The sequence below is a fragment of the Mesorhizobium sp. WSM4898 genome (assembly GCF_029625845.1).
GTDB lineage: Bacteria > Pseudomonadota > Alphaproteobacteria > Rhizobiales > Rhizobiaceae > Mesorhizobium.
Genome location: NZ_JARTVQ010000002.1, coordinates 460,498 through 485,661 on the forward strand (window position 1 = coordinate 460,498; position 25,164 = coordinate 485,661).

At 63.7% G+C, this 25,164-nt stretch carries 25 protein-coding genes; 9 read left to right on the plus strand and 16 right to left on the minus strand.

Going from position 1 to position 25,164, the window contains the following annotated elements; genetic code table 11:
* Nucleotides 1-35 precede the first annotated feature (35 nt).
* Together metF and P9228_RS09665 are read right to left on the minus strand one after the other, a co-directional pair.
* Nucleotides 36-953 (minus strand): methylenetetrahydrofolate reductase [NAD(P)H], encoded by a 918-nt coding sequence (metF, locus tag P9228_RS09660; protein WP_127245810.1) that lies wholly within the window; start codon nucleotides 951-953, stop codon nucleotides 36-38.
* Entirely contained in the window at nucleotides 953-1,960 is a 1,008-nt protein-coding gene (locus tag P9228_RS09665) for a metalloregulator ArsR/SmtB family transcription factor (protein ID WP_067328997.1), read from the minus strand. The genes metF and P9228_RS09665 overlap by 1 nt, the downstream gene beginning before the upstream one ends.
* Nucleotides 1,961-2,101: 141 nt before the next feature.
* Between P9228_RS09665 and tsaA the strand changes: the two genes are divergently transcribed.
* The 3 genes from tsaA to P9228_RS09680 all read left to right on the plus strand — a co-directional run bounded on the left by tsaA (nucleotide 2,102) and on the right by P9228_RS09680 (nucleotide 3,976).
* Nucleotides 2,102-2,608: a tRNA (N6-threonylcarbamoyladenosine(37)-N6)-methyltransferase TrmO gene (gene tsaA / locus P9228_RS09670; protein WP_067328995.1), complete on the plus strand. Its 507-nt coding sequence runs from the start codon at nucleotides 2,102-2,104 to the stop codon at nucleotides 2,606-2,608.
* Complete coding sequence (locus P9228_RS09675; protein ID WP_066990672.1) at nucleotides 2,605-2,919, plus strand: DUF2293 domain-containing protein; 315 nt, start codon at nucleotides 2,605-2,607, stop codon at nucleotides 2,917-2,919. The genes tsaA and P9228_RS09675 overlap by 4 nt, the downstream gene beginning before the upstream one ends.
* A 97-nt stretch (nucleotides 2,920-3,016) precedes the next feature.
* Nucleotides 3,017-3,976 carry a D-amino acid aminotransferase gene (locus P9228_RS09680; RefSeq protein ID WP_095824936.1) on the plus strand — a complete coding sequence of 320 codons (960 nt, stop codon included), beginning with the start codon at nucleotides 3,017-3,019 and terminating at the stop codon, nucleotides 3,974-3,976.
* Between the two features lie 69 nt (nucleotides 3,977-4,045).
* On the opposite strand, the gene P9228_RS09685 is transcribed toward P9228_RS09680, so the two are convergent.
* Nucleotides 4,046-4,675, minus strand: a complete 630-nt coding sequence (locus P9228_RS09685) for an MOSC domain-containing protein (RefSeq protein ID WP_095802403.1) — start codon at nucleotides 4,673-4,675, stop codon at nucleotides 4,046-4,048.
* Nucleotides 4,676-4,854: 179 nt separating this feature from the next.
* Here P9228_RS09685 and P9228_RS09690 point away from each other — a divergent pair, with 179 nt between their 5' ends.
* Nucleotides 4,855-5,421: an isoprenylcysteine carboxylmethyltransferase family protein gene (locus P9228_RS09690; RefSeq protein WP_278053188.1), complete on the plus strand. Its 567-nt coding sequence runs from the start codon at nucleotides 4,855-4,857 to the stop codon at nucleotides 5,419-5,421.
* A 6-nt stretch (nucleotides 5,422-5,427) separates the two neighbouring features.
* On the opposite strand, the gene P9228_RS09695 is transcribed toward P9228_RS09690, so the two are convergent.
* The 4 genes from P9228_RS09695 to P9228_RS09710 all read right to left on the minus strand — a co-directional run bounded on the left by P9228_RS09695 (nucleotide 5,428) and on the right by P9228_RS09710 (nucleotide 10,290).
* Nucleotides 5,428-6,549 carry a beta-ketoacyl-ACP synthase III gene (locus P9228_RS09695; protein WP_095824938.1) on the minus strand — a complete coding sequence of 374 codons (1,122 nt, stop codon included), beginning with the start codon at nucleotides 6,547-6,549 and terminating at the stop codon, nucleotides 5,428-5,430.
* Nucleotides 6,550-6,667: 118 nt separating this feature from the next.
* Nucleotides 6,668-7,435: a trans-aconitate 2-methyltransferase gene (tam, locus tag P9228_RS09700; RefSeq protein WP_127216251.1), complete on the minus strand. Its 768-nt coding sequence runs from the start codon at nucleotides 7,433-7,435 to the stop codon at nucleotides 6,668-6,670.
* A 38-nt stretch (nucleotides 7,436-7,473) separates the two neighbouring features.
* Nucleotides 7,474-9,123 carry an energy-dependent translational throttle protein EttA gene (ettA, locus tag P9228_RS09705; protein ID WP_067328984.1) on the minus strand — a complete coding sequence of 550 codons (1,650 nt, stop codon included), beginning with the start codon at nucleotides 9,121-9,123 and terminating at the stop codon, nucleotides 7,474-7,476.
* Nucleotides 9,124-9,279: 156 nt separating this feature from the next.
* Complete coding sequence (locus P9228_RS09710; RefSeq protein ID WP_278053191.1) at nucleotides 9,280-10,290, minus strand: ribonuclease; 1,011 nt, start codon at nucleotides 10,288-10,290, stop codon at nucleotides 9,280-9,282.
* 196 nt (nucleotides 10,291-10,486) lie between these two features.
* Between P9228_RS09710 and P9228_RS09715 the strand changes: the two genes are divergently transcribed.
* Genes P9228_RS09715 through P9228_RS09725 form a run of 3 tightly spaced genes read left to right on the plus strand, consistent with a single transcriptional unit; the run spans nucleotide 10,487 to nucleotide 14,321 of the window.
* Entirely contained in the window at nucleotides 10,487-11,446 is a 960-nt protein-coding gene (locus P9228_RS09715; RefSeq protein ID WP_278053193.1) for an alpha/beta hydrolase, read from the plus strand.
* A gap of 53 nt (nucleotides 11,447-11,499) precedes the next feature.
* Nucleotides 11,500-12,675 (plus strand): CaiB/BaiF CoA-transferase family protein, encoded by a 1,176-nt coding sequence (locus tag P9228_RS09720; RefSeq protein WP_278053195.1) that lies wholly within the window; start codon nucleotides 11,500-11,502, stop codon nucleotides 12,673-12,675.
* On the plus strand, nucleotides 12,672-14,321 hold the full coding sequence (locus P9228_RS09725; protein ID WP_278053197.1) for a thiamine pyrophosphate-binding protein: 1,650 nt from the start codon (nucleotides 12,672-12,674) through the stop codon (nucleotides 14,319-14,321). Before P9228_RS09720 ends, P9228_RS09725 begins: the two co-directional genes overlap by 4 nt.
* Before the next feature lie 49 nt (nucleotides 14,322-14,370).
* Here the strand turns inward: P9228_RS09725 and P9228_RS09730 are convergent, their stop codons facing one another.
* From P9228_RS09730 to P9228_RS09750, 5 genes are all read right to left on the minus strand, one after another.
* Nucleotides 14,371-14,817 carry a CHRD domain-containing protein gene (locus tag P9228_RS09730; RefSeq protein ID WP_127243160.1) on the minus strand — a complete coding sequence of 149 codons (447 nt, stop codon included), beginning with the start codon at nucleotides 14,815-14,817 and terminating at the stop codon, nucleotides 14,371-14,373.
* Nucleotides 14,818-14,991: 174 nt separating this feature from the next.
* Nucleotides 14,992-15,963, minus strand: a complete 972-nt coding sequence (locus tag P9228_RS09735) for an ABC transporter substrate-binding protein (RefSeq protein WP_066990642.1) — start codon at nucleotides 15,961-15,963, stop codon at nucleotides 14,992-14,994.
* Nucleotides 15,964-16,002: 39 nt separating this feature from the next.
* On the minus strand, nucleotides 16,003-17,157 hold the full coding sequence (locus P9228_RS09740) for an ABC transporter permease (protein WP_278053199.1): 1,155 nt from the start codon (nucleotides 17,155-17,157) through the stop codon (nucleotides 16,003-16,005).
* Nucleotides 17,154-18,032, minus strand: coding sequence for an ABC transporter permease (locus P9228_RS09745; protein WP_095802394.1), 879 nt, complete (start codon nucleotides 18,030-18,032; stop codon nucleotides 17,154-17,156). The genes P9228_RS09740 and P9228_RS09745 overlap by 4 nt, the downstream gene beginning before the upstream one ends.
* Before the next feature lie 361 nt (nucleotides 18,033-18,393).
* Nucleotides 18,394-19,185: an ABC transporter ATP-binding protein gene (locus tag P9228_RS09750; protein ID WP_066990627.1), complete on the minus strand. Its 792-nt coding sequence runs from the start codon at nucleotides 19,183-19,185 to the stop codon at nucleotides 18,394-18,396.
* A 110-nt stretch (nucleotides 19,186-19,295) separates the two neighbouring features.
* On the opposite strand from P9228_RS09750, the gene P9228_RS09755 reads away from it, so the two are divergent.
* Nucleotides 19,296-19,706, plus strand: a complete 411-nt coding sequence (locus P9228_RS09755) for a cupin domain-containing protein (RefSeq protein WP_278053201.1) — start codon at nucleotides 19,296-19,298, stop codon at nucleotides 19,704-19,706.
* Nucleotides 19,707-19,723: 17 nt separating this feature from the next.
* Here P9228_RS09755 and P9228_RS09760 read toward each other — a convergent pair whose 3' ends face one another.
* From P9228_RS09760 to P9228_RS09775, 4 genes are all read right to left on the minus strand, one after another.
* The gene (locus P9228_RS09760) at nucleotides 19,724-20,101 is read right to left on the minus strand and encodes a hypothetical protein (RefSeq protein WP_278053202.1); all 378 of its coding nucleotides are present in this window, start codon (nucleotides 20,099-20,101) and stop codon (nucleotides 19,724-19,726) included.
* Between the two features lie 2 nt (nucleotides 20,102-20,103).
* Nucleotides 20,104-21,555 (minus strand): dihydropyrimidinase, encoded by a 1,452-nt coding sequence (gene hydA / locus P9228_RS09765; protein ID WP_278053203.1) that lies wholly within the window; start codon nucleotides 21,553-21,555, stop codon nucleotides 20,104-20,106.
* 64 nt (nucleotides 21,556-21,619) lie between these two features.
* A complete protein-coding gene (locus P9228_RS09770; protein ID WP_278053204.1) occupies nucleotides 21,620-22,870 on the minus strand; it encodes a Zn-dependent hydrolase in 1,251 nt (416 codons plus the stop codon).
* A 69-nt stretch (nucleotides 22,871-22,939) separates the two neighbouring features.
* The gene (locus tag P9228_RS09775) at nucleotides 22,940-24,268 is read right to left on the minus strand and encodes an aspartate aminotransferase family protein (protein ID WP_278053205.1); all 1,329 of its coding nucleotides are present in this window, start codon (nucleotides 24,266-24,268) and stop codon (nucleotides 22,940-22,942) included.
* A gap of 254 nt (nucleotides 24,269-24,522) precedes the next feature.
* Between P9228_RS09775 and P9228_RS09780 the strand changes: the two genes are divergently transcribed.
* The gene (locus P9228_RS09780) at nucleotides 24,523-25,152 is read left to right on the plus strand and encodes a TetR family transcriptional regulator C-terminal domain-containing protein (RefSeq protein ID WP_067329152.1); all 630 of its coding nucleotides are present in this window, start codon (nucleotides 24,523-24,525) and stop codon (nucleotides 25,150-25,152) included.
* Nucleotides 25,153-25,164: the final 12 nt, after the last annotated feature.

Consider the following 25,164-nt stretch of genomic DNA (forward strand, 5'->3'; position numbering starts at 1 on the left):
TCGCAAAACCGCTGCACACTTTTCGGCGAGTTTGATCAGGCCGCGGCCGAGCCGGCCGCCTCCGCCTCATGCGAGCGGATGCCGATCATGTGGCAGACGGCGAAGACCAGATCGGCACGGTTCATCGTGTAGAAATGGAAATCGCCGACGCCGCGCTCGACCAGATCATGGACCTGCTCTGCCGCGACCGCTGAGGCCACCAGTGCATGCGTTTGCGGATCGTTCTCCAGCCCTTCGAAGCGCTCGGCCAGCCAGGCCGGCACCAGCGCGCCGCAGCGGGAGGAAAAATTGGCGACCTGGGTGAAGTTGTGCACCGGCAGGATACCCGGCACGATCGGGATGTAGATGCCGGCGCGGCGCGCGCGCTCGACATAGCGCTCGTAGAGGTCGTTATCGAAGAAGAACTGGGTGATCGCCCGCGTCGCGCCATTGTCGACCTTGCGCTTCAGCATGTCGATGTCGGTGGCGAAGTCCGGGCTTTCCGGATGCTTTTCCGGATAGGCCGAGACCGAGATGTCGAAATCGCCGACGCTCTTCAGCGCCCCGACCAGTTCGGCGCCGTTCGCATAACCATCGGGATGCGGACGATAGGCGGTCCCCACGCCTGCTGCCGGATCGCCACGCAAGGCGACGAAACGGGTGACGCCAAAGTCGGCGAATTCCTGGATGACGGCGTCGACCTGATGCCGGGCCGCGTCGACGCAGGTCATATGCGCCGCCGGCGTCAGCGTCGTCTCGTGCAGAATGCGCTTCACGGTGCGCGCCGTGCGCTCCCGGGTCGAGCCGCCGGCACCGTAGGTCACCGAGACGAAGCGCGGCTTGAGCGGCTCGAGCCTTGTGACGGTGTCCCAGAGCCTTGCTTCCATCTCATCCGTTTTCGGCGGGAAGAACTCGAACGAAACCCGGACCTTGTCGCCAATGTCGGGGCGGCGGGAAAAGCGGAACTGGTTCATCAGGCTGTTTCCCTTGCTGGAAGTGTGTCGTTGGACGGATCGGCGATCAGCAGGCGGCGATCGCGACCCAACCAGAGCTTGACGGTGAGTCTCGCCTCGGCCTGGCCGCGCGGCTCGAACTCCTGGCTCTCTTCGAGGTCAAGCCCTGCCTCCTCGAACCAGTCGGCGATCTGCCGGTCGGAAAAGCCGAGCCGCATATGCGCGTGCTGGTCGCGCAGGAACTCCAGATTATGAGGCGCGAAATCGACGATCACCAGCCTGCCGGACGGACGCAGCAGCCTCGCGGCCTCGCCGATGGCGCGGGCCGGATCGTCGAGATAGTGCAGCACCTGGTGGATGGTGACGAGATCGAAGGCGTTGCGCTCGACCGGCGGCGAAAAGATGTCGCCCTGGCGCACCTGCGCATTGGCGACGCCGGCTTTGTCGAGATTGGCGCGCGCCACGGTCAGCATCTCGCGCGACATGTCGATGCCGACGCCGCGCCGGTAGAGCGGCGCGAAGATCTCCAGCAGCCTGCCCGTGCCGGTGCCGAGGTCGAGCATCGACTGGAACGGCCGTTTGCCGACAAGCTTGAGCAGTGCCGCTTCCACCGCGCGATCCGGCACATGCAGCGAGCGGATGCGATCCCAGCTGGCGGCGTTCTCCGAAAAATACTCCGCGGCCCGGTCCTGCCGCTTGCGCTTGACAGCGGCCAGCCGCTCCAGGTCGCGCACCACCTGCGGATCGGCCTCGCGCACGCCCGAGACGAGCCGCTGAACGAAATCGCGCGAGCTGTCTGTGTCCGACAGCCTGAAAAAGGCCCAGGACCCTTCCTGGTAGCGGCCGATCAGCCCGGCATCGAGCAGTAGCTTCAGATGCCGTGAGACGCGCGGCTGCGACTGGCCAAGGATTTCGGTAAGGTCGGAGACCGTGAGATCGCCGCGCGACAGCAGCACCAGAATGCGCAGGCGGCTGGATTCGGCAGCCGCCTTCAATGTATCTACCATCGTGTCGAGCGTGACATGCATGAAAGGTTCTCGCTGAAAGATATAAAGATATGTTTATGTCGAATTTAAAACCCTGGCAAGCGTTATGTCGCTCTCGGACAAGAAAATGGCGCAGCCATGGTCCGCGCATTGCAGGCCATGCGTCCGCGGATTGATTGAACGATGTTCGAGAGACGCGAGGACGAGACGCTCCTGGAAAACGACCCGGCCAATCTGCCGCCGGACGGCCATGTCGTCTTCATCGGCCGGATCGCCTCGCCTTGGACGAGCCGCGAGGATTGTCCCAAGAACATGCGCGCCGCCCGCGAGACCGGTCGGACTGGGGCCATCCTGATCGACAAGCCCTACCGCCGGGGGCTGCAGAACCTCGATCGCGCCAGCCACATCGTCATCCTGTCCTGGCTCGATCATGCCCCACGGAATCTGATTGTGCAGAAGCCGCGCCATGCGGCTGAACCGAAAGGCGTTTTCTCGCTGCGCTCCCCTGCCCGGCCGAACCCTGTCGGCCTGCACATCGCCAAGCTCGTCGCGCTCGATATCGAGGAAGGCCGGATCGAGATCGACGCCATCGACGTGCTCGACGGCACGCCGGTCGTCGACATCAAGCCCTACTATGCGTCGACCGATGCCTTCCCTGAGGCGGCCATTGCCGGACGGGAGGAGAAATGAGCGCGCCGACCGGCCGCCGCCGCGCGATTGCCAAGGCGCTCACCGCGCTCTTGCCGCTCGCCCCCTATTCCGACATGGAAAAAATCCGCGCCGATGCCGGAGCCGTGCATATGAAGAGCTTGCCGCCGACGATCGCGGTGTGGCTGGCAACCATCGCGCATGTCCGCCACACCCATACCGACTATGACAAACTGCTGGCCGAAGGCTATGACCGCGACTCGGCACGCTTCTTTGTCATCGACGAGACCAATGAGGTGCTGACCCGCTGGCGCGCGACGCGGCTGCTGGAAGAGGATGACGAGGACGAGTAAAGCACAGGCTAGGCTAGACAGCGCCGTTGGCCTGGCTCTTACTTCATTCGAAGCTGGACGCTAACCTGCCTTTCCACAACGACGAAGATGGAGCGAAATGAGCCAAGCCGCCCCCGCGCCTGCCGCGCCACTACCCATTCTGTCAGAGCGTCATCTCGATCCGCATGCCTATCCCAACGGCGTCGCTTACCTCGATGGACAATATCTGCCGATGTCGCAGGCAAAGGTGTCGGTGCTGGACTGGGGCTTTCTGCATTCCGACGCCACTTACGACACGGTCCATGTCTGGGACGGCCGCTTTTTCCGTCTCGATCTGCATCTCGACCGTTTCTTCGGCGGGCTGGAAAAGCTTCGCATGACCATCCCGTTCGGCCGCGACGGCGTTGCCGAAATCCTGCACAATTGCGTCGCGCTGTCCGGCCATCGCGGTGCCTATGTCGAGATGCTGTGCACGCGCGGCGCCTCGCCGACCTTCAGCCGCGATCCGCGTCAGGCGATCAACCGGTTCATGGCTTTCGCCGTCCCCTTCGGCTCGGTCGCCAATGCCGAACAATTGCGAAGCGGCCTCCACGTCGCGATCAGCGACAAAGTCCGTATCCCACCTGCCTCGATCGATCCCTCGATCAAGAACTACCATTGGCTGGACCTGGTGCGCGGGCTCTACGACGCTTATGACCGCGGCGCCGACACCGCGCTGGTCCTCGACTTCAACGGCAACCTCGCCGAAGGTCCAGGCTTCAACGTGTTCTGTGTCAGGGCAGGCAAATTGACCACGCCCGCCGTCGGCGTGCTGCCCGGCATAACGCGCCGCACCGTGTTTGACCTGTGCGCCGAGGCGGGACTGCCCACGGTTGCCGCGGATGTCAGCGTGGCCGCGCTCAAGTCAGCCGACGAAGTCTTCATCACCTCGACGGCCGGCGGCATCATGCCCGTCACGATGATCGACGGTGCTCCGGTTGCCGATGGCAAGGTCGGGGCGATCACTGAGCGTCTGATGCGCCTCTACTGGCAAAAGCACGAGGATCCGGCCTGGTCGAGCGCAGTGCGCTACGGATGACAACCAAAGCCACTCCAACAGTTCACTCGAGCGAGACTTGAACCGGCGACATCCAAAGCCGAAGCCCGATCACGCGCGATAGATCCACTGCTCCGGCACCCGCACCGAAATCTCTTCGCCGGTCCTGATGATGCCGGGTTTTTCGACCCAGGCGACCAGACCGCGCAGCCTCTTCGCCGTCTTCGGAAACAGCAAGGCCGTCGCGTCGCGATCCGCCGCGTTGACATGTTCGGCGATCGATTGCCCGGCGACCCGGCAGGGCTTGTTCTGGCCGTCGATCTTGATCGTCACGCCGCCCTTGAAGAACAACAGCGACCCCGCCGGCAGCATCGAAAGATGCGGCAGGCCTTCGATCATCAGGTTGGCGCCGATCCATTCCGCCTTGATCTCCTCGAGGCCCATGCGGTGGGCGACGATGGCGAGCTCATCCGCGGCGACGAGCGACAATTGCCGCTCGTTGCGCATTTCGGTGCCGCGCGGGTACCAGGGCTCGCGCCCGCCGGAGCGCCGCGTCGCGCCGGCATGGAAGTCACCCTCGATCCCGTCGAAGCCAAGGCGCAATTCGTCCACGGGCCTTGTCTCGAAATGATCGGACTGCGCGGCATAGAGTGCCGCTGCCAATGCTGTCAGCTTGCGGCCGGCGACGATGTCGGCCGTCGGCTCCGCCGACGGAAAAAGCTCTAGGTTCGTTTCCTGCATAGCGTTGGTCTAGAGACGCTCGGCTACTCGGTCCAGTCGAAAGCGCTGATGATCCGATCACAGCGCTTCATGGCGATCACGACTTTCTTACCTGAAGATGCCGCACGCTTTCACATTCCGCCGCATTGCCGCCGCGCCGGCGGCGTAAATGGCGGCGCGAACTTGGGAGGGTTCAGATCATGCAGGTTCAACATGCGATCGCCGCGCTCTGGTTGGCCTGGGTGGTGTCTTGGGTGCTGGCCGCCGCGTGGGCCGATCCAGCGCAAAAGCGCGCGGACTTCAAGGCTGAGGCCCGTTACCGGGTTTTCTGGCTGGCCGGCACCTTTCTGCTGTTCGCGCCGGCGCACGGCTATGTCGGCCGATTGCGGCTGTGGACGCCGACGCTTGCCGAGGGCTGGATCTGCGTCGCCCTGATCGCGATCGGCATCGCTTTCGCCTGGTGGGCGCGCTTGCATCTCGGTCGGCTGTGGTCGGGCACCGTCACCGCCAAAGCCGATCACCGCGTGGTCGACAGCGGTCCCTATCGGCTGGTCCGCCACCCGATCTACACCGGCCTGCTGGTGTCGATCCTCGCCACCATGGCAGCCAAGGGCACTGTCTGGGGTGTTGCCGGCGCTGCCCTGCTGCTCGTCGGCATCGTCGTCAAGGCCAGGCTGGAAGAGAGCTTCCTGCGCGGCGAGCTCGGCCCCGCCTATGACGACTATGCCAGGCGCGTGCCGATGCTGGTGCCGTTCGTTCCCGCCTGAGCCGGTTTACAACATCCTCAGCAGCGCGCCGCCGATCGAATAGCCTGCGCCGAAGGCGCAGAGCAGGCCGAAATCGCCGGCCTTCATGTCCGCATGATTTTCGGACAGTGCCACGATGGCGCCGGCGCCCGCCGTGTTGCCGAGCCGCTCCAGCACCATCGGCGCGCGGTCATGGTCGACATCATGGCCGAAGGCGAGTTTCAGGATCATCGCATTCATGCGCGCATTGGCCTGATGCAGCCAGAAGCGGCGGATGCCTTGCGGCGCCAGACCATGCTCGGCCAGGAACTCGACGATGAATTTGTGGCCCGCGACCGTGACTTCCTTGAACACCTTGTTGCCGACCTGCTTGATCAGATTGCCCTCGAGGTTGATCTGGTAGGGATCGTCCTGGGCAGTGCGGGTGTGGTAGCCGAGATTGGTGCGGATGTTGTTCGACATTTGCGTCCAAGTGCGCGTGTCGAGCACCTCGAAGCGTCCCGGCCGCTTCTCGCCCTGGTCGAGCCCTTCGACGATCATGGCGACCGAGGCGTCGCCGAAGATGAAATGCGTCTGCCGGTCGCGGAAGTTGAGATGGCCGGTGATGATTTCGGGCGTCGACACCAGGATGCGCTTGTGCGCCCCTGCCCTGACCAGGTTGACCGCGATGTGCAGCGCCGCCGCGGCGGAAGAGCAGCCGAGCCCCATGTCGAAGCCGGCGCCATTGGTGCCCAGGGCCTGCTGCATCTCGATGGCGATCGCCGGATAAGGCCGCTGATGATGCGAGGCCGAGCAGATCACCAGATCGATATCCGAGCCTTCCACGCCGGCATGGGCGATGGCCTTTTTGGCCGAAGCGATGCCGAACTCCGCCTGCAGCGACAGCGCGTCGTCCGGCCGGGCCGGAATGCGCGGCGCCATGCGGGTTGGATCGAGGATGCCTTCGCGTTCGATCACATGGCGGGTCTGCACGCCCGACGCATGGACGATGAAGTCGCTGTCCGACTTCTGCAGCAGCGTCTCGCCTGTGACGGCGCGGCGCGCATTCTCGGTGTCGACCCAGCTGTTGAAGCTTTCGACCAGCTCTTCATTGGTGATGACAGGCTCGGGGATTTCGGCGCCGATGCCGCTGATGATGACGCGATGCATGTCCAATCCGTCCGAGGCACGGCCTTTGTGCCGGAGCGCGCTACCCTTGTCGCATTTGGCCGGTTTATGCCAGCCTAAATCGCAGTTCCGGCTATCGCGATGAGTTGACCGGAAACGGTCAGGCCCGCTTGGCAATGATGAAGATGCGCGGGAAGCGCAGCAGCACCTTGCCGGTCGCCGTCTTCGGATAGGCCTTTGCGATCTTTGCGGTGTAGCTTTCGAGGAATGTCTTTCTCTCGTCCGCGTCGAGCGGATCGAGGAACGGCTTCAGCCCCGTCGCCTTGACCCATTCGACGATCGCTTCGGCATTGGCCAACGGATGATTGTAGATCGTGTGCCAGATATCCACGCGATCGGCGAGCGGCGACAGAAGATCGTAGTAGAAGGAAACCGGGGGCAGCGGCGCGCGGGCGGCGCTCCTGAGCTTGGCCGAGAACGGCATCTCGGCCGCGGTGTCGCGCATCAACCGATGCGAGGGTTCGCCAAGATTATCGGGCATCTGGATGGCCAAGGCGCCGCCCGGCGCGAGCAGCCCGATCAGCTGCTGGAACACCGCCGGATGCTCCGGCAGCCATTGAAAGACCGCGTTTGCGAAGATCACGTCGACGGGCTGTGCCGGCTGCCAGGCGGAAGCATCGGCTAGCTCGAAATTGACGTTGGGCAGCCGCGCCTTCGCCTTCTCGATCATGTCGGGTGAGGTGTCGAAGCCGCTGACCTCCGCATCCGGCCAGCGCTCGACCAGCAGCTCCGTCGAGTTGCCCGGACCGCAGCCGATATCGACGACGCGGCGCGGGAAATCTACCGGGACTTGTGCTGCCAGGTCCCGCGCGGGCCGCGTGCGCTCGTCCTCGAACTTCAGATATTGGGCGGCGGACCAGTCAGCCATTTCAGAACCTCATATGTGTTCGCCGCTCATGGACTTTGCTACCGCGTCAGCCGCTTGTGCGTCATGCGGTGCGGGGTTGCCGCCTCCGCGCCCAGGCGGCGCAGCTTGTCCTTCTCATATTCCTCGAAGTTGCCTTCGAACCATTCGACATGCGCGTCGCCCTCGAAGGCGAGCATGTGGGTCGCCATGCGGTCGAGGAACATGCGGTCGTGGCTGATGATCACCGCGCAACCGGCATAGGCTTCGAGCGCATCTTCAAGCGCGCCCAGCGTTTCGGTGTCGAGATCGTTGGTCGGTTCGTCGAGCAGCAGCACATTGCCGCCGCCCTTCAGCATCTTGGCCAGATGCACGCGGTTGCGCTGGCCGCCGGAAAGATTGCCGACCTTCTGCTGCTGGTCGCCGCCGCGGAAGTTGAAGGACGAGCAGTAAGCGCGGCTGTTGACCTCGTGCTTGCCGAGCTTGATGACCTCGGCGCCGCCCGAGATCTCTTCCCAAACCGTCTTGTTCGGGTCGAGCGCGTCGCGGCTCTGGTCGACATAGCCGAGCTTCACCGTCTCGCCCTTGCGGATCGAGCCGGCATCCGGTGTTTCCTGGCCGGTGATCATCCTGAACAACGTCGTCTTGCCGGCACCGTTCGGGCCGATGACGCCGACGATACCGCCCGGCGGCAGTTTGAACGACAGATCCTCGATCAAAAGCTCGTCGGCAAAGCCCTTGTTGAGGCCCTCGACCTCGATGACGACATTGCCGAGGCGCTCGCTCGACGGGATGACGATCTGCGTGTCGGTCGGCTTGCGGTTCTGCGACTGCTCGACCAATTCCTCGTAGGCCTTGATGCGCGCCTTGGACTTGGTCTGGCGCGCCTTCGGCGAGGATTGGATCCATTCGCGCTCGCGCCAGATCGCCTTCTGGCGGGCGTCGTCCTCGCGCCCTTCCTGGATCAGGCGCTTGGCCTTGGCATCGAGATATTTGGTGTAGTTGCCCTCGTAGGGAATGCCGCGGCCGCGGTCGAGCTCGAGAATCCAGCCGGTGACGTTGTCGAGGAAGTAGCGGTCGTGTGTGATGATCAGCACCGAGCCCGGATAGTCGCGCAGGTGCTTTTCCAGCCATTGCGTGGTCTCGGCGTCGAGATGGTTGGTCGGCTCGTCGAGCAGCAACAGGTCGGGCTGCTCGAGCAGCAGCCGGCAGAGCGCCACGCGGCGCCGCTCGCCGCCCGACAGGTTGGTCACTTCGGAATCGGCCGGCGGGCACTGCAGGGCGTCCATCGCCATCTCGACCTGCTGCTCGAGATCCCACAGGTTCAGCCGGTCCATCTCGTCCTGCAGCTTGGCCGACTCGTCCGCCGTCTCGTCGGAATAGTTCATCATCAGCTCGTTGTAGCGCTCGATGATGGCGGTCTTCCTGGCGACGCCGTCCATGACGTTTTCACGCACGGTCTTGCTGTTGTCGAGCTGCGGCTCCTGAGCGAGATAGCCCACGGTCGCGCCTTCGGCCAGCCACGCCTCGCCCTGAAACTCCTTGTCGAGCCCGGCCATGATGCGCAGGATGGTCGACTTGCCCGAACCGTTGGGGCCGAGGATGCCGATCTTGGCGTCCGGATAGAAGGACAGGTGGATGTTGTCGAGCACCTTCTTGGTGCCGTAGGCCTTCGACAGGCCTGACATGTGATAGATGAACTGGCGAGCCACGCGCGCTTTCCCTGAAACTGAACTGTCGAATTGGGTGGGGTTGCGCGCTATGTAGGCGATGAAGCGCCGAACGGCAATCGCTTTCGGCACGCCGCGATCTTCACCAGCCGGCGATCATGCTCGGTTCGGCGGCCAGATCGGGGCCTGGCACGCGCCCTATTGGAACCCTATCGCGTCGACCGTGCCCTTCGGGCAGCCCGCCTTGCTCGTCGGCGCCGAGGCGATCAGCAGGCTGGCGAGCTTGCTGTCGGGGCCGATCGGACCGGAGAGACCGAGCGTCAGCTCGCCGATCAACCGCCTTCCGCTCGACGGATCGACAAGGCAGGAGACGCGCACGCGGTCCCCGGCGCCCTTGCCGAAGGCCTGGTCGAAGGCATTGCGGATCTGCTCCGATGTCAGCTGCTTGCCGATGTTTTTGACAAAGAGATCGCGCACCGGCGAGGCGTTCACCGCGCGCATCAGATTGAGCGCGTCGGAGAAATACTCTTGCTGGCTCTTGCCGTAGCAGGTGCCGTGCTTGATCCATTCATGGCGCTCCAGCTTGGACGCCGTGCCCGGCATCATCTGGTCGAGCTCGGCGCGCGTGTTGGCGTCGAGTTCGACGGGTGGCAAATCTCCCCAATGCGCGGGATTGTCGTTGGCCTTGTCGCCCGCCGACACCTGGCAATAGAAATTGCCGTTCGGCTGCGGCCACAGCCCATGCAGCGTGAAGTGCGAAGCGTCGAATTCGTTGGGATTCTGCGCCTTGCATTCGGGTTTGTTGGCCTTGGTCTCACAGAATGCGGGCTGCCAGCTCAGCGCGAACACATATTCAGGCTTGCCGGAACCAGGTTGCGACGGCTTCATCGGATCGGCCGGCGAGGGCGTGGCGGACGCGCTGCCGCCGATGACATGGCCGCAGTTGATCTTCACCCAGCGTCGCTCCGGATCGGCGCCAGGAACCTGGATGAGATAATGGGTAGGCTCGTCCTTGTTGCCTGCCAGAAGCTGATAGGTCTGTCCCGCTTGGGTAGACACGTTGCCGGAGTTCTTGCCGCTCTTGATGGCTTGCGTTGCCGGACAGGCGCTGTCGGCCACGAAGGTGCCGCTCATCTTCACATCGGCCTGAGCCGCGCCGGCGCCAACCAGGGTCAGAACAACCGAACCCCATACTGGCCAAACCCGCATTCCCGCTCTCCCGGCGATCATCGAACCGTATTGGATTCGGCACATTAGAACAGGCGACGTGTCAGAATTGCGATCTTTGTCGTCGCGCGAAAATAATCCCCAGGAGAGCGATAAGCGCACTCCACATGGCTCGAAAGGATCGCGCTCTCTTGACGCCGCCGAAGCCCTCGCCCATCAGTCGCCAAGGGAGCGAGACATGCCATTCGACAAGCAGACCAGGCTGGCCTCACCGACCGGGGCCGACCTCAACCTCTATGTGAGACATGCGCAACTATCCCCGCGCGCCGTCATCCAGATCAATCACGGCTTGGCCGAGCATGCGGCGCGTTACGCCCGCTTTGCCGACTTCCTCGGCGCGCGCGGCTTCCATGTCTACGCCCATGACCATCGCGGCCATGGCGCGACAAAGGCGCCCGATGCGCCGCTCGGCCGGTTCGCCGATACCGACGGCATCGCCAAGGTGATTGCCGATGTCGGCGCGGTGCATGATCTGATCGCCGTTGATCATCCGGGATTGCCGGTCATCGCTTTTGGACATTCGCTCGGCGCCTCGATCGCGCTGAATTTCGTGCTCCGCCACTCCGGTCGCGTCCATGCCGCCGCGATCTGGAACGGCAATTTCTCGCAAGGCCTGCTCGGCCAGCTGGCCCTGGCCATCCTGGGCTGGGAAAGGATGCGGCTGGGCTCCGACGTGCCATCTCGGCTGCTGCCCAAGCTGACCTTCCAGGCCTGGGGCAAGGCCGTGCCCAATCACCGGACCTTGTTCGACTGGCTGTCGCGCGATCCGGTCGAGGTCGACAAATACATCGCCGACCCGCTCTGCGGCTGGGATCCCTCGGTCTCCATGTGGCGCGATGTGGTCAACTTGGCGCTCTACGCCGGCAGGGAATCGAGCTTCGCCGGCGTGCGCCGCGACCTCTTCGTCAATCTGATCGGCGGCGAGAAGGATCCGGCATCGGACTACGGCAAAGCGGTTCACCACCTTGCCCGGCGTATGGACAAAATGGGCTTTTCGAATCTGGTTTCAAAGGTTTACGCCGACACCCGCCACGAGAGCCTGAACGAGGTCAACCGCGACATCATCATGAATGATTTCGCCGCCTGGGCGGATCATACGCTGAAACCTAGCGGCATTGGCCCATTGCATGGGTCGTGACAGGGGCGACCTCTGTTGGTAGACGCTGCGCTTTCAACCCTTCACGGTGATCCATGGCTGAACCCCCGCTGAAAGGCATCCGCGTCATCGAACTCGCTCGCATCCTGGCAGGCCCCTGGGCCGGGCAGTTGCTCGCCGATCTCGGCGCCGATGTCATCAAGGTGGAGAGCCCGCACGGCGGCGACGACACCCGCAAATGGGGCCCGCCCTTCGTCATGAGCCATGACGGCGAGAACCTTTCGGCGGCGTACTATCATTCCTGCAATCGCGGCAAGCGCTCGGTCGCCATCGATTTCTCCAAGCCCGAGGGCGCCGACACGCTCCGCCGCCTCGTCGCCACGGCCGACGTGCTGATCGAGAACTTCAAGCTCGGCGGTCTCAAGAAATACGGGCTCGACTATGAAAGCCTGAAGAGGATCAACCCGCGTCTCGTCTATTGCTCGATCACCGGTTTTGGCCAGGACGGGCCCTACGCGCCCCGCGCTGGGTACGATTTCATCATCCAGGCGATGGCCGGCATGATGTCGATCACCGGCGAGGTCGGCCGCGAGCCGCAGAAGGCGGGCGTCGCCATCTCCGACCTGTTCACTGGCCTTTATTCGGTGATCGCCATCCAGGCGGCGCTCCGCCACGCAGAAAGGACCGGTGAAGGCCAGCATATCGACATGGCGCTCTTCGACAGCCAGATCTCGGCGCTCGGCAACCAGAATCTCAACTATCTGGTCTCCGGCAAGTCGCCCGTGCAGATGGGCAACGCGCATATGAACATCGCGCCTTACGAGGTGCTGCCGGTCAGGGACGGCCATATCATCCTCGCGGTCGGCAACGACGGACAATTCACCAAGTTCTGCGCAGTGGTCGGGCTGACCGAGTTGCCCGCCGATTCCGATTTCGCCACCAACCCCGCCCGCGTCGCCAATCGCGCCAAGCTGCGCGAGCGGATCATCGAGAAGCTGAGCACGTGGGATCGCGATCCGCTGCTGGCGAAGCTCGAGGCGGCCGGCGTGCCGGCAAGCCCGATCAACACGATCGGCCAGATGTTCGCCGACCCGCAGACGATCGCGCGCGGCATGAAGCTCGACCTGGAGGACGGCCATGGCAATTTGCTGCCTTCGGTACGTGCGCCGATGGTGATGTCCGGCACGCCGCTCGTCTATGAGCGCCCCTCGCCGCGTCTCGGCGAGCACACTGAGGAAATCCTTGCCGAACTGGAGAGAGCAGCAAAATGAAAACGGGCGGACAATTGATCGTCGAGGCGCTCGAAGCGAACGGCACCGACCGCATCTTCTGCGTTCCTGGCGAATCCTATCTGGCGGTGCTCGACGCGCTGCATGACTCGTCGATCCGCACCATCGTCTGCCGTCAGGAAGGCGGAGCGGCGATGATGGCCGACTGCCAGGGGCGCCTGACCGGCAAGCCCGGCATATGCTTTGTCACGCGCGGCCCCGGCGCCACCAACGCTTCGGCCGGCATTCATATCGCCATGCAGGATTCGGTGCCGCTGATCCTGTTCATCGGCCAGGTCGCCAGTCACGCCAAGGAGCGCGAGGCTTTTCAGGAGGTCGACTACAAGCGCTTCTTCGGCGACATCGCCAAATGGGTGGTCGAGATCGAGGATGCCTCACGCATCCCGGAATTCGTCACCCGCGCCTTCGCGGTGGCGACGTCAGGCCGCCCTGGCCCAGTTGTCATCTCGCTGCCCGAGGACATGCTGACCAGCGAGGTCGAGGCCCCAACGGCGCTGGCTCATACGCTGGTCGAAACAAGCCCTGGTGAAGCCGAACTCGACCGGCTTGAGGCCCTGCTCAATGCCGCCAAACGGCCGATTGCCATCCTGGGCGGCACGCGCTGGGATATTCAAGCGGTTCAGGACGTCACCCGTATCGCAGAGGCCTGGTCACTGCCGGTCGGCTGCTCCTTCCGCCGCCAGATGCTGTTCGACCACTTGCATCCGAACTATGCCGGCGATGTCGGCATCGGCATCAATCCGAAGCTGGCGGCAACGGTCAAGCAGGCAGACCTGGTGCTGCTCATCGGCGGCCGCATGGGCGAGATGCCGTCCTCGGACTATACGCTGTTGAAAAGCCCTTACCCGGACCAGATGCTGGTGCATGTCCACGCCGACGCCGGCGAGCTTGGCCGCGTCTATCGGCCGACCCTGGCGATCAACGCCTCCCCCGCCGCCTTCGTGCGAGCCTTCGCCAGACGCAAAGGTCCGGCCGCGCCCGGTTGGGCGGCGGAGACGGCAAAGCTGCATGCCGCCTATCTCGAATGGTCGACGCCGCCTCAGACCGGCCCCGGCGCTGTGCAGATGGGGCCGATCATGACCTATCTGGAAAAGGCGCTGCCGGAAGACGCCATCCTCACCAACGGCGCCGGCAACTACGCCACCTGGGTACATCGCTTCCACCGCTTCCGCCGCTTCGCCACGCAGGCGGCGCCGACTTCCGGCTCGATGGGCTACGGCACGCCGGCCGCGGTCGCGGCCAAGGCCCTATACCCGGATCGCGAGGTCATCGCCTTTGCCGGCGACGGCTGTTTTCTGATGAACGGGCAGGAGTTCGCGACCGCCGTGCAATACGACCTGCCGATCATCGTGGTGGTCGTCAACAACGGCATTTACGGCACGATCCGCATGCATCAGGAGCGGGAATATCCGAGCCGCGTCGTGGCGACCGACCTCAAGAACCCGGATTTCGCCGCCCTCGCCCGCGCCTATGGCGGCCATGGCGAGACCGTCGAAAGGACCGAAGACTTCGCTCCGGCCTTCGAGCGCGCACGCGCCAGCGGCAAGCCGGCGATCGTCGAGATCAGGCTCGATCCTGAAGCCATCACGCCGACCCGCACGCTGACACAGATACGCGACAAGTCCTGATCCGGCAGAACGAGGCGGTCGCCCCCCTCGTTGCTGCCAGGAAACTCCGCTACATCGATCCGCCTGCCTTCTCGATCTGGCCGCGGATCTCGCCGTCCGGATTCGCCTTGGTGTGGACGTTGACGTAGTACTTGCCGGCCTCGAGGTCGGCTGCCTGCGCGTCGGTCAGCGTCGCCGATCCCTTGATCGGGCTCTTGAGCTTCTTGAATGGGATCACCGGAGGTGCGTTTTCACCCGACGCGGCCGGGCCGTGAATGTGAGCAGCCGTCGCAGGTCCGCTGAGGCCGGAATATTTGACGTTCCAGCTGAGCTTCTTCTTGGCGGTGTCGAAGGTGAATGTGGCGGTTCCCTTGCCTTTGGTGGTGACGGGCGGGCTCTGCTGGCTACCGTCGAGCGTCGCATTGTACTTCACAGTTTCGGCCAAGGCCGAAGATGCGAGCAGCAAAGCAGTCGAGACAGCAAAGGCCGAAAGCATCGGCCATGATTGGATGCGCATTGGAGAACCTCCTTGGCTGGCGCGCATCCGCCCCGCCGCGGCTCCCCCGGCGCGCGGATGCCCCACTGCAACGGTTGGCAGGCCGCTTGTATCCCTGCACACGGATATTTTACCACAGCAAAGAAAAAGGGGCGGTCACCCGCCCCCGTTAAGTCTCGACTGGCGAGGTCGACCTTACTTGATCGCCTTGTCGGTTATCGCGGTCGTATAGGCGCCCGACGGCTCCTTCGCGATGATCTTCTGGTCGAGCAGCGCCTTGGCGGTGCGCTCATAGGTGGCCGGATCGAGCTTGCCGTCGGCATTGTCGATCAGCTTGGCGACTTCGCCCATCATGCGCTTCTGATGGTTCTCGTCCTGGCCGCCATTATCCATGACGATCTCGGCCGCCTCATCCGAATTGTCGACGGCGTATTTCCAGCCCTTCATCGAGGCGCGCACGAAGCGCACCATCTTGTCCTCGAAGGCCGGATCCTTGAGCTTGTTCTCCAGCGCGTAGAGGCCGTCCTCGAGCAGGTCGTTGCCCATGGCTGAATAGTTGAAGACGGTGAGCTGCTCCGGCTTGTAGCCGGCGTCGATCAGCTGCCAGTACTCGTTATAGGTCATGACCGAGATGCAGTCCGCCTGCTTCTGGATCAGCGGCTGCACGTCAAAGCTTTGCTTCAGCACGGTGACGCCGTCCTTGCCGCCGTCGGTCTTGAGGCCGAGCTTGTTCATCCAGGCGTAGAACGGGTACTCGTTGCCGAAGAACCAGACGCCGAGGGTGTGGCCCTTGAAGTCGGCTTCGGTCTTGATCGGGCCGTCCTTCGGGCAGACCAGCTCCATGCCGGCTTTCTTGAACGGCTGGGCAATGTTGACCAGCGGCACGCCTTTTTCACGGGCGGCCAACGCGCCGCCCATCCAGTCGACGATCACATCGGCGCCGCCGCCGGCGATCACCTGCTCGGGCGCGATATCCGGCCCGCCCGGCTTGATGTCGACGTCGAGCCCTTCGGCCTCGTAGAAGCCCTTGGCCTTGGCGACGTAGTAGCCGGCGAACTGGGCCTGCGTGACCCATTTCAGCTGCAGCGTCACCTTGTCGGCCGCCATCGCTTGGAAAGCGGCCAGCGACATCGCCCCGGCCAGAGCAGAAATTACCAGTCTTTTCATGTTTTTACCCTCTGAAGTTAGCACCCAAACCCACCGCCCCTATCCACCACGGACAGAGGGATGCCAAAACGTGACAGCTCTTTCGACAAGAGCGACCACGCCATAAAAGACCGAACCCGCAAGTGCTGCAACTGCGATTTCGGCCCAGACCATGTCGATGTTCATCCGCCCGACTTCCGTCGAAATGCGGAATCCCATGCCGACCACGGGCGTGCCGAAGAACTCCGCGACGATGGCGCCGATCAGCGCCAGCGTCGAGTTGATCTTCAGCGCATTGAAGATGAACGGCATTGCCGCCGGCAGCCGCAGCTTCAGCAAGGTCGGCCAGTAGCCCGACGCATAGGTGCGCATCAAATCGCGCTCCATGTGGCCGGAGGCGGCAAGCCCCGCGACGGTGTTCACCAACATCGGGAAGAAGGTCATGATGATCACGACCGCCGCCTTGGACGGCCAGTCGAAGCCGAACCACATCACCATGATCGGCGCGACGCCGATGATCGGCAGCGCCGATACCATGTTGCCGATCGGCAGCAGCCCGCGCCTGAGGAACGGCACACGGTCGGCGAGAATAGCGACGACGAAGCCGGCGAGATTGCCGACGATGTAGCCGATCAGCACCGCCTTGAAGATCGTCTGCCGCACGTCCGATCCCAGGATCGGCAGCGAGTTGGCGATGCGCGCGCCGATGGCGCTCGGCGGTGGCAAAAGGATGAAGGGAATGCCGGCGCCGCGCGTCACCGCTTCCCAGATGATCAGGATCCAGGCGCCGAAGATCGCCGGAATGATCAGGCGAAGCGCCGTTTTGGCCCCGCTGGCTGCAGTCCGTAGCGAGGACAACAGCGCGACGCAGCGCCAGGCAAGCAGCCAGGCGGCAGCGAGAACCAGAAAGTACGGCGCCAGCGCCGTGCCCTCGAAGCCTCCGATGCCCCTGACCAGAAGCCGCGCTGCGACATGAGCGCCGACGAACAGGACAACCGCTTCGACAAGTGGCGCGAGTCTCACCGTTGAAACCAGCGCCGCGATCAGCAGCAATCCGAGGATGAGGCCTTTGGTGCCCATATATGGGTAGGCAACCGTCGCGGCAGGCTCGGCGAGCGCCGCCGCTTCCGGTGTCGACATCGCTCCGAGCGCGAAGGCGACGACGCAAAGAAGGATCGCCAGCACCGCTTGCCACGATGGTTTCAGCCAGGTCATGCCGGCCTCCCACCCATGGCGCGGTCGACCAGGCGGCCGGCGATGCCGACCACCATGACCAGCAGCGCCGCGACGATCGACCCCGCGACCAGCGCCGACCAGATGTCGATCGTCTGGCTGTAATAGGCGCCGGAAAGCAGCTTGGCGCCGATTCCGGCGACAGCACCCGTCGGCAATTCGCCGACGATGGCGCCGACTAGGCTCGCGGCCACCGCCACCTTCATCGACGTGAACAGGAACGGCACCGATGCGGGGACGCGCAGCTTCCAGAAGGTCTGCGAGGCGCTGGCATTATAGGTGTGCATCAGGTCGAGATGCATGAGCTCGGGGGAGCGCAATCCCTTCACCATGCCGACCGCAACCGGGAAGAACGACAGATAGGTCGAGATCAGCGCCTTGGGGATCAGCCCGGTGATGCCGATGGCCGCCAGCACCACGATGATCATCGGCGCCACCGCCAGGATCGGAATGGTCTGCGAGGCGATGATCCACGGCATAAGGCTGCGGTCGAGCGTCGTCACATGCACGATGCCGACGGCGATTACGATGCCGAGCGCCGTGCCGAAAGCAAAGCCGAGCAGCGTCGAGGACAGCGTCACCCAGGCATTGTAGACAAGGCTGCGGTTCGAGGTGATGCCGCGCAGGAAGGTGTTCTCGAAGAAGTTCACCGCCACCTGGTGCGGCGCCGGCAGCGTCGGCTTCGGCTGCGATAATGTCTTGCCGATGAATTCGACCGTGCCGGGGGTTTCGTTGGCTCTGGCGTCGAGATCGCGCTGGAACGGCGCATTGAGGATGACGGCGAAGACATACCAGAGCACCACCACGCCGGCGAGGATTGACGTGACCGGGATGATCTTGGAACGGAAGGAGTCCATTTAGCGGGCCTTCCCCCGGCGCAACGGCAGCACGCGGCGCTGCGCGTTTTTCGTCATCATAGGGCGGAGCAAGGAGCGAAGCGGCCCGCCGCGGACCCTAGGATCCATGCCGTTACCTCGACGCTCCGCTGTGGCGCAGAATACGGCTCCCTGCGCCGCGCTCAGCTCGTCGGGTATTCTGAGCCGCTTACGGCCTTCGGTCGACGTCCCGGCATGGATCCTAGGGTCTGCGCTCCGCTTCGCGTCGCTCCACCCTAGGATAACGAAATCACGGCGGCCGGCTCCCGCCACGCGCGCGGCTTCGCGCTTGCTCCGCCCCAGGATGTCGAAGCAGCGGGTGTCCGTCCGCTGGCAAGCACCCTCAATCATCATAGCTGTGCCCCGCCCTCAACCCGTCGCGCACGCGCGCGGCGATCGCCAGGAATTCCGGCGTCTCGCGGATGTCGAGCGGCCGCTTCCTGGGCAAGGTGGATTCGATCACGTCGGTGACGCGGCCCGGCCGCGGCGACATCACCACGATGCGGGTCGACAGATAGACCGCCTCGGGGATCGAGTGAGTGACAAAGCAGATCGTCTTGTTGGTCGAATCCCAGAGTTCGAGAAGCTGTTCGTTCAGATGATCGCGCACGATCTCGTCGAGCGCGCCGAACGGCTCGTCCATCAAAAGCAAATCGGCGTCGAAGGCGAGCGCGCGCGCGATCGAGGCGCGCTGCTGCATGCCGCCGGACAGCTGCCAGGGATACTTCTTCTCGAAGCCGGAGAGGTTGACGAGTTCGAGGGTTCGCTTGATGCGTTCCGCCTGCTCGGCCTGGCTGAGGCCAATGATTTCCAGCGGCAGCGCCACATTCCGCTCGATTGTGCGCCAAGGAAACAGCGCCGCCGCCTGGAAGACATAGCCGTAAGCCCGCTTCTCGCGCGCCTGCTCCGGCGAAATCCCATTGACGGAGATCGTTCCCGAGGTCGGCTTCTCCAGATCGGCGATGACGCGCAGCAAGGTTGTCTTGCCGCAGCCGGAGGGGCCGATGAAGGAGACGAACTCACCCTTGCCGATGGTGAGATCGACATTGGACAGCGCCTGCACCGGACCGTCATTGGTCTGGAAGGTGAGGCCGAGCTTGCTTGCCGAAACGACGGCTGGCGACTGTCCGCTCATCGGCAGAAACCTGTCTTTCGCAGCCGCTGCCGCGCCGGCCGGAATCCGGTTGATTTTACGATTGCCTTGCTTTCCACTCGTCCAGTCCCACTTGATCGACGCCCGGAGCCTTGCCGATGTCGCCTAAACCCACATGCCACCTTGTTCGCCCTGAAAGCACTTATGAAGGCAAGCAAGGCTTGAGCTATTTCGCCGGTATAGCCGCCGAAACCGTCGGCTCCTCCGGCATTTGTATGCATCTTCTCACCATGCCGCCCGGCGCCCGCGCCAAGGCGCATATGCATGAGAACCACGAGACCGCGATCTATGTGCTCTCCGGCGAGGTCCACACCTGGTATGGCGACCGGCTCGAGCATCACGAAGTCGTCAAGGCCGGCGACCTGTTCTACATTCCGGCGGGCGTTCCGCATCTGCCCGCCAATCTGAGCGGTGCGCCCTCTTCGGCGGTCATCGCCCGCACCGATCCCAACGAGCAGGAAAGCGTGGTCCTGATGCCGGAACTGGATGCGTTGGTTGTCTGAGGTCGACGGGACCGCCGTCATTTGCACCGGGAGACTTCTCGCATCGCGTTGCCGTCCTTGTCGGCGATCACCAGTCTCTTGGCGTTCTTGGCGCTGCGCTTGATGATGAACTGGGCCGGCGTCTGCCCCTCCTCGCCTTCCGCCTCGCACTGCGCCGTCACCATGAGGGAGCCATCCGACTGGGGTCTCTTGTCGGTGAAGGTGCAGGCGCTGGCGACCGTGACGAACGCCTCGCTGGTCAACAGCAGCATGTCCTCGGCATAGACCTCCTGGCCGTTCTTGTTGATGCAGCCGGATTTATTGCCCCAGGGCTTGGAGAGATCGATGCTGGCGGCGAAAGCTTGGCCGGCGGCCAGCAGCACGGCTGCCACGACGAGAAGGTGAGTTGCGCGCACGCTCAAACTCCGGTCGCCGGAATGCCCGTGCGCTCCACCTTGCGCGGTGCGCTGATCTCCTTCCAGGTCGAAAGCGCGCGGTTGACAGCGGCGTTCGGTTCGCGCGCCACGAACTCCCCGTGCCCGACCTTGGCCTTGACGTCCGCTTCTTCGATCGACAGTTCGCCGCGGGAAAAGACGAAGCGCGGCAGCCCCGTCACCTCGAAGCCCTCAAAGACGTTGTAGTCGATCACCGACTGCTGGTTCCTGGCCGTGATCGTCTTGTTGCGCTTCGGGTCCCAGACGACGATGTCGGCATCGGCGCCTTCGACGATCGCGCCCTTCTTCGGATACATGTTGAGGATCTTGGCGATGTTGGTCGAGGTCACCGCGACGAACTCGTTCATCGTCAGCCGGCCGGTGTTGACGCCGCTGGTCCAAAGCACGGGCAAACGATCCTCGAGGCCGCCGGTGCCGTTCGGGATCTTGGTGAAGTCGCCGACGCCGTTGCGCTTCTGCTTGGTGGTGAAGGAGCAGTGGTCGGTCGCCACCACCTGCAGCGATCCGGCCTGCAGGCCTGCCCATAGCGAATCCTGGTGCCACTTGCTGCGGAAAGGCGGGCTCATCACGCGCCGCGCCGCATGGTCCCAGTCCTTGTTGAAATATTCGCTCTCGTCGAGCGTCAGGTGCTGGATCAGCGGCTCGCCATAGACGCGCATGCCCTTCTGGCGTGCCCGGCGGATGGCTTCATGGCTCTGCTCGCAGGAGACGTGCACGACATAGAGCGGCACGCCCGCCATGTCGGCGATCATGATGGCGCGGTTTGTCGCCTCGCCTTCCACTTCGGGCGGACGCGAATAGGCATGCCCCTCGGGGCCGTTATTGCCGGCGGCAAGCAGCTTCTGCGAGAGTGCCGCGACCACGTCGCCATTTTCGGCATGGACCAGCGGCAGCGCGCCGAGATCGGCGCAGCGCTGGAACGAGGAATACATCTCGTCGTCGTCGACCATCAGCGCGCCCTTGTAGGCCATGAAGTGCTTGAACGAGGTGATGCCCCTGTCGACGACGGTGGCCATCTCGTCGAAGACCTGCTTGCCCCACCAGGTGATCGCCATGTGGAAGGAATAGTCGCAGGCAGCTTTCGAGGTCTTGTTGTCCCACATCTGCAGCGCCTCCAGCAGCGACTGCTGCGGCGCCGGCAGGCAGAAATCGACGACCATGGTCGTGCCGCCCGAAAGCGCCGCGCGCGTGCCGGATTCGAAATCGTCGGCCGAATAGGTGCCCATGAAGGGCATTTCGAGATGGGTGTGCGGATCGATGCCGCCCGGCATGACATAGCAGCCGGTGGCGTCGAACTCGTGATCGCCATGCAGGTTCGAGCCGATGGCGATGATCTTGCCGTGCTGCATCAGCACGTCGGCTTTCCACGTGCGGTCGGCGGTGACGATGGTGCCGTTCTTGATGACTTTGGTCATATCCGTTCCCCTGATCTTTTCACGCTTCTTTGCGAGCGGCTTTTTCGAGGTGATTTCTATTCGGTCATTCGACGATTCCTGCCGTCTCGACCACCGCGTGGAACAGCACATCGGCGCCTGCCGCCGCCCATTCCTTGGAGATGTCCTCGGCCTCGTTGTGGCTGAGCCCGCCGACACAGGGACACATGACCATGGTCGCCGGCGCGACCTTGGCCGCCCAGCAGGCGTCGTGGCCGGCGCCGGAGATGATGTTCATATGGCTGTAGCCCAGCTTCTCGGCGGCGGTGCGGACACGGCCGACCAGCGTCGGATCGAAGGTCACCGGATCGAAATGGCCGACCGCCTCGACGGCGCATTTCACGCCGAGCGGCTCGCAGATCTTCGGCGCCTCCTTCTCGATGCGCGCGCGCATGCCGTCGAGCTTCGCCTTATCGGGCGAGCGGATATCGACAGTGAAGATCACCGTGCCCGGCAAAACGTTGCGGGAGTTGGGCGAGAACTTCACCTGGCCTACACCGCCGACGGCGCCAGGCTGGTTCTCCATCGCGACCGTCTGCACCATCTCCAGTATGCGCGCCATCGCCAACCCTGCATTGACGCGCATGTTCATCGGGGTCGAGCCGGTATGCGCCTCCCTGCCGGTCAGCGTGAATTCCAGCCACCACAGGCCCTGGCAGTGAGTCACCACGCCGATTTGCTTGTTCTCGGCCTCGAGGATGGGCCCCTGCTCGATATGGTACTCGAAATAGGCGTGCATCTTGCGCGCGCCGACCGTCTCGTCGCCGACCCAACCGATCCGCTTCAGCTCGTCGCCGAAGCTCAGGCCGTCGAGATCCTTGCGGGCATAGGCATAATCCTGCGTGTGAACGCCTGCGAACACGCCGGAGGCGAGCATGGCCGGCGCGAAACGGGCTCCCTCCTCGTTCGTCCAGTTGGTGACGACGATCGGATGTTTGGTCTTGATGCCGAGATCGTTGAGCGAGCGCACGACCTCGAGGCCAGAGAGCACTCCGAGCACGCCGTCATATTTGCCGCCGGTGGGCTGGGTATCGAGATGGGAACCGACATAGACCGGCAGCGCGTCCGGATCGGTGCCGGGCCGCGTCATGAACATGGTGCCCATCTGGTCCACGCCCATCGTGAGCCCGGCCTCGTCGCACCAGGACCTGAACAGTTCGCGGCCTTGCTTGTCGGAATCGGTCAGCGTCTGGCGATTGTTGCCCCCGGCGATGCCGGGGCCGATCTTCGCCATCTCCATGATGGAATCCCACAAACGGTCTGAATTGATTCGCAGATTCTCGCCGGGGGCGGCCATTCAAAGTCCTCTCATTTCAGGTCTCCGGTCGGGCGGCGGTTCCCGTCGCCGCCCGAGCGGTTTGAGCAGTTAGTCTATCGAGCGCAGAACATCGCGAACATGGTCGATCAGTTCGTTGATCTGGCCCTTGGTGATGATCAGCGGCGGCGACAGCGCGATGATGTCGCCGGTTGTGCGGATCAGCGCGCCGCGTTCGAACGCTTTGACGAAGGCCGAGAAGGCCCGCTTGGTCGGGCTACCGGCGATCGGCGCAAGCTCGATCGCGCCGATCAGGCCGATATTGCGGATGTCGATGACATGCGGCTCGCCCTTCAACGAATGCAGCGCGTCTTCCCAGTAAGGCGCCAGCTCCTCGCCGCGGGTTAGCAGGCCTTCTTCCTTGTAGGTGTCCAAAGTGCCGAGAGCCGCGGCGCAGGCGATCGGATTGCCCGAATAGGTGTAGCCGTGGAAGAACTCGATCATGTGCTCCGGGCCGTTCATGAAGGCGTCGTGGATTTCCTTCTTCACGAAAACCGCGCCCATCGGGATGACGCCGTTGGACACGCCCTTGGCCGTCGTCATGATATCCGGCGTGACGCCGAAATAATCGGCGGCGAATGGCGCGCCAAGACGGCCGAAGCCGGTGATCACTTCATCGAAGATCAACAATATGCCGTGCTTGGTGCAGATTTCTCGAAGCTTCTGCAGGTAGCCTTTCGGCGGCAGGATGACGCCGGTCGAGCCTGCGACCGGCTCGACGATGACCGCCGCGATGGTCGAGGCGTCATGCAGGGTGACGAGACGCTCCAGCTCGTTCGCCAATTCGGCGCCGTGCTCAGGCACGCCCTTCGAGAAGGCATTCTTCTCCGGCAGATGGGTGTGCGGCAGATGGTCGACGCCGCCGAGCAGCGTGCCGAACATCTTGCGGTTGGCGACGATGCCGCCGACCGAAATGCCGCCGAAATTGACGCCGTGATAGCCGCGCTCGCGGCCGATCAGCCGGGTGCGCGAGCCCTCGCCTCGGACACGGTGATAGGCGATCGCCATCTTCAACGCGGTCTCGACCGACTCCGAACCGGAATTGGTGAAGAACACATGGTCCATGCCCTTCGGCGCGATATCGACCAGGCGGTTCGCCAGTTCGAAGACGATCGGGTGGCCCATCTGGAAGGCCGGCGCATAGTCGAGTTCGGCGGCCTGCTGCTGAATGGCCTCGGTGATCTTCGGCCGGCAGTGGCCGGCGTTGACGCACCAGAGGCCTGCAGTGCCGTCGAGCACCTTGCAGCCATCGCTCGTCGTGTAGTGCATGTCCTTGGCGGACACGAACATGCGCGGCGCCTGCTTGAACTGCCGATTTGCCGTGAACGGCATCCAGAATGCGCTGAGATCGTTCGGCGTGACTTTCAGCCGGTTGGACATGACCAAGATTTCCCCTTGTAACCTGTTTCTATGCGCTAACGCTTGGTCTTCCCAAGGCTTGGTCTTCGTTGCGTTTTCGTGCTACGCAAAATTTTGACCGGTTGGACAAACGTTAGCACCGCCCTGTCGGCGGTCAAGGGACTACTAACGGAAATGCGGCATCGAAAGCGCGCTCCACGGCTCGGAGAAAAACTGGTCCAGAGAATTGGTCCAGAGTGCCCACACGGCAGCAGCCGGCAAGGATGACGGACAGGATGGAAGGCTCAGCTCCACGCCGCACCCGCATCCAGCAGGAAAAGCGCGAGCTCATCCTGGAAGCCGCGCTGGAAGTCTTCTCCGCCAACGGTTTTCGCGGCTCGACCATCGACCAGATTGCCGAAGCCGCCGGCATGTCGAAGCCGAACCTTCTCTATTACTTCCGCCGCAAGGAGGACATTCACGAGACATTGATGCAGCGGCTGCTGGACACCTGGCTGGCGCCGCTCCGCGAGCTTGACGATATCGGCGATCCGATGACCGAGCTCAGAAGCTACATCCGCCGCAAGCTCGAAATGGCGCGCGATTTTCCACGCGAAAGCCGGCTCTTCGCCAACGAGATCCTGCAGGGCGCGCCGCGCATCATGCCGATGCTGGAGGGCGAGCTGAAAACGCTGGTCGAGGAGAAGGCCGCCGTCATCAAGGGCTGGATGCGCTCCGGCAAGATCGCCCGCACCGACCCCTGGCATCTGATCTTCTCGATCTGGGCGACGACGCAGCATTACGCCGATTTCGACGTCCAGGTGCGCGCCGTGCTCGGCCCCGACCGCGGCGGCGACGGCCGCTTCGAGGATGCTGCCCGGTTCCTGGAGCAACTGTTCCTCGATGGGCTGAAGCCGAAAGCTTAGGTCGGGCGAAGA

Excerpts from the sequence above, each read along its gene's own strand:
- metF (WP_127245810.1), bottom strand. The coding sequence starts at position 953 with ATGAACCAGTTCCGCTTTTCCCGCCGCCCCGACATTGGCGACAAGGTC.
- P9228_RS09665 (WP_067328997.1), bottom strand. The coding sequence starts at position 1,960 with ATGCATGTCACGCTCGACACGATGGTAGATACATTGAAGGCGGCTGCC.
- tsaA (WP_067328995.1), top strand. The coding sequence starts at position 2,102 with ATGTTCGAGAGACGCGAGGACGAGACGCTCCTGGAAAACGACCCGGCC.
- P9228_RS09675 (WP_066990672.1), top strand. The coding sequence starts at position 2,605 with ATGAGCGCGCCGACCGGCCGCCGCCGCGCGATTGCCAAGGCGCTCACC.
- P9228_RS09680 (WP_095824936.1), top strand. The coding sequence starts at position 3,017 with ATGAGCCAAGCCGCCCCCGCGCCTGCCGCGCCACTACCCATTCTGTCA.
- P9228_RS09685 (WP_095802403.1), bottom strand. The coding sequence starts at position 4,675 with ATGCAGGAAACGAACCTAGAGCTTTTTCCGTCGGCGGAGCCGACGGCC.
- P9228_RS09690 (WP_278053188.1), top strand. The coding sequence starts at position 4,855 with ATGCAGGTTCAACATGCGATCGCCGCGCTCTGGTTGGCCTGGGTGGTG.
- P9228_RS09695 (WP_095824938.1), bottom strand. The coding sequence starts at position 6,549 with ATGCATCGCGTCATCATCAGCGGCATCGGCGCCGAAATCCCCGAGCCT.
- tam (WP_127216251.1), bottom strand. The coding sequence starts at position 7,435 with ATGGCTGACTGGTCCGCCGCCCAATATCTGAAGTTCGAGGACGAGCGC.
- P9228_RS09710 (WP_278053191.1), bottom strand. The coding sequence starts at position 10,290 with ATGCGGGTTTGGCCAGTATGGGGTTCGGTTGTTCTGACCCTGGTTGGC.
- P9228_RS09715 (WP_278053193.1), top strand. The coding sequence starts at position 10,487 with ATGCCATTCGACAAGCAGACCAGGCTGGCCTCACCGACCGGGGCCGAC.
- P9228_RS09720 (WP_278053195.1), top strand. The coding sequence starts at position 11,500 with ATGGCTGAACCCCCGCTGAAAGGCATCCGCGTCATCGAACTCGCTCGC.
- P9228_RS09725 (WP_278053197.1), top strand. The coding sequence starts at position 12,672 with ATGAAAACGGGCGGACAATTGATCGTCGAGGCGCTCGAAGCGAACGGC.
- P9228_RS09730 (WP_127243160.1), bottom strand. The coding sequence starts at position 14,817 with ATGCGCATCCAATCATGGCCGATGCTTTCGGCCTTTGCTGTCTCGACT.
- P9228_RS09735 (WP_066990642.1), bottom strand. The coding sequence starts at position 15,963 with ATGAAAAGACTGGTAATTTCTGCTCTGGCCGGGGCGATGTCGCTGGCC.
- P9228_RS09740 (WP_278053199.1), bottom strand. The coding sequence starts at position 17,157 with ATGACCTGGCTGAAACCATCGTGGCAAGCGGTGCTGGCGATCCTTCTT.
- P9228_RS09745 (WP_095802394.1), bottom strand. The coding sequence starts at position 18,032 with ATGGACTCCTTCCGTTCCAAGATCATCCCGGTCACGTCAATCCTCGCC.
- P9228_RS09750 (WP_066990627.1), bottom strand. The coding sequence starts at position 19,185 with ATGAGCGGACAGTCGCCAGCCGTCGTTTCGGCAAGCAAGCTCGGCCTC.
- hydA (WP_278053203.1), bottom strand. The coding sequence starts at position 21,555 with ATGACCAAAGTCATCAAGAACGGCACCATCGTCACCGCCGACCGCACG.
- P9228_RS09770 (WP_278053204.1), bottom strand. The coding sequence starts at position 22,870 with ATGGCCGCCCCCGGCGAGAATCTGCGAATCAATTCAGACCGTTTGTGG.
- P9228_RS09775 (WP_278053205.1), bottom strand. The coding sequence starts at position 24,268 with ATGTCCAACCGGCTGAAAGTCACGCCGAACGATCTCAGCGCATTCTGG.
- P9228_RS09780 (WP_067329152.1), top strand. The coding sequence starts at position 24,523 with ATGGAAGGCTCAGCTCCACGCCGCACCCGCATCCAGCAGGAAAAGCGC.